Origin of the sequence: Nocardia farcinica (genome assembly GCF_029867845.1) — a bacterium.
GTDB classification, from domain to species: domain Bacteria; phylum Actinomycetota; class Actinomycetes; order Mycobacteriales; family Mycobacteriaceae; genus Nocardia; species Nocardia farcinica_A.
This window is the reverse complement of sequence record NZ_JARWRU010000768.1, coordinates 1-1,578: the sequence shown is the minus strand read 5'-3', so window position 1 is coordinate 1,578 and position 1,578 is coordinate 1. Positions and strand designations below refer to the sequence as shown.

Below are 1,578 nucleotides of genomic sequence, written 5' to 3'. Positions count from 1 at the left end.
GAGCCTGCACACCCACCTGGTCAAGGCGGCGGTCCGCAACGCACTCGGCAACTGAGCCGCCTGCCCGGCCGCACCGCGTCGCTCGCGTAGGGCGGCCACGGACATCGGCTCGCCTCGGCGATCGCGGCGGCTGCTCGAATTCGCTTAGACTCGTATCACGGCGTGCTCTGCGGCGTTCGGGCCGGGCGGTCGGCGATTATGGGAGGCAGTGGCATGAGTGAAATGCGTGTGATCGGCATCCGCGTCGAGCAGCCACAGAACCAGCCGGTGCTGTTGCTCCGGGAGGTGTCCGGGGAGCGGTACCTGCCCATCTGGATCGGGCAGGCCGAGGCCGCGGCCATCGTGCTCGAACAGGAGCGGGTGACCCCGGTGCGCCCGCTGACCCACGATCTGATCAAGATCATGATCACCGAACTCGGGCACACGCTCAAAGAGGTCAGGATCGTGGACCTGAAACAGGGCACGTTCTACGCCGATCTGGTGTTCGAGAACGATCTGCGGATCTCGGCGCGGCCGTCGGATTCGGTGGCCATCGCGCTGCGTGTGGGTTGCCCGATCTATGCCGAGGAGCCGGTGCTCGACGAGGCGGGCCTGGTGATGCCCGACGAACGCGAGGACGAGGTGGAGAAGTTCAAGGAGTTCCTCGAGTCGGTCTCGCCGGACGATTTCAAAGCGACCGACAGCTGATCTTCTATACCTGAAGTACAGCCTGAGACTTTTGTTGCGCGTGTCGTTTGGTTGGACGACACCCGTGCCCGGACAATCGACGGGAGTAATCTCGATAGTCGGGCCGAGGTCGTAGCGGCGATTCCCCGTCGCAGCGGTCATCGGTCGCCAACGGAGCCGGGTCGTCCACGGGGCCGGGCGTCGGCGAAGCAAGGGAGTGGTCAATGGCAGAGCAATCGCGGGATGTGGTACAGCCAGGCCTGTTCCCCAACGATGCGGTGCCGGACGAGCTGGTCGGTTACCGGGTTCCCAGCGCGTGTCAGGTCGCGGGTATCACCTACCGTCAGCTCGACTACTGGGCCAGGACCGGTCTGGTCGTGCCCTCGATACGCAGCGCGGCGGGGTCGGGAAGCCAGCGTCTGTATTCCTTCAAGGACATTCTGGTCCTGAAAATCGTCAAGCGACTGCTCGACGCGGGCATCTCCCTGCAGAACATTCGCATCGCGGTCGATCACCTGCGCAGCCGAGGCGTCGAGGATCTGGCGGGCATCACCCTGTTCTCCGACGGCACCTCGGTCTACGAATGCACCTCGCCGGAAGAGGTCGTCGATTTGCTGCAGGGCGGCCAGGGCGTGTTCGGAATCGCGGTCAGCGGCGCCATGCGGGAACTGACCGGCGTCATCGCGAATTTCCCCGCCGAGCGGGCAGCGGCGGTCACCGAACGCCCGGAGGACGAATTGTCCTACCGCCGCAAGGCGCGGATGAATCGCGCCACGGGATAACGGACACGCGGTCGTCACCCGGGGCCCGGCGCGGGTTACACGCGGCGGGGCCCGGGCGGGGGTCGGAGGTGTTCAACCGGGGTGGGCCGGGATTATCCGCCGGGAACGCCGCCGCCCCCCCCCCCAGCCG

Annotated in this window: 2 protein-coding genes; both read left to right on the top strand. The window is 66.4% G+C overall.

Going from position 1 to position 1,578, the window contains the following annotated elements:
- The first annotated feature begins 213 nt into the window (after positions 1–213).
- On the top strand, positions 214–687 hold the full coding sequence (locus QH283_RS16860) for a bifunctional nuclease family protein (RefSeq protein WP_280503942.1): 474 nt from the start codon (positions 214–216) through the stop codon (positions 685–687).
- 203 nt (positions 688–890) lie between these two features.
- Positions 891–1,448 (top strand): MerR family transcriptional regulator, encoded by a 558-nt coding sequence (locus QH283_RS16855; protein WP_280503941.1) that lies wholly within the window; start codon positions 891–893, stop codon positions 1,446–1,448.
- Positions 1,449–1,578 lie beyond the last annotated feature (130 nt).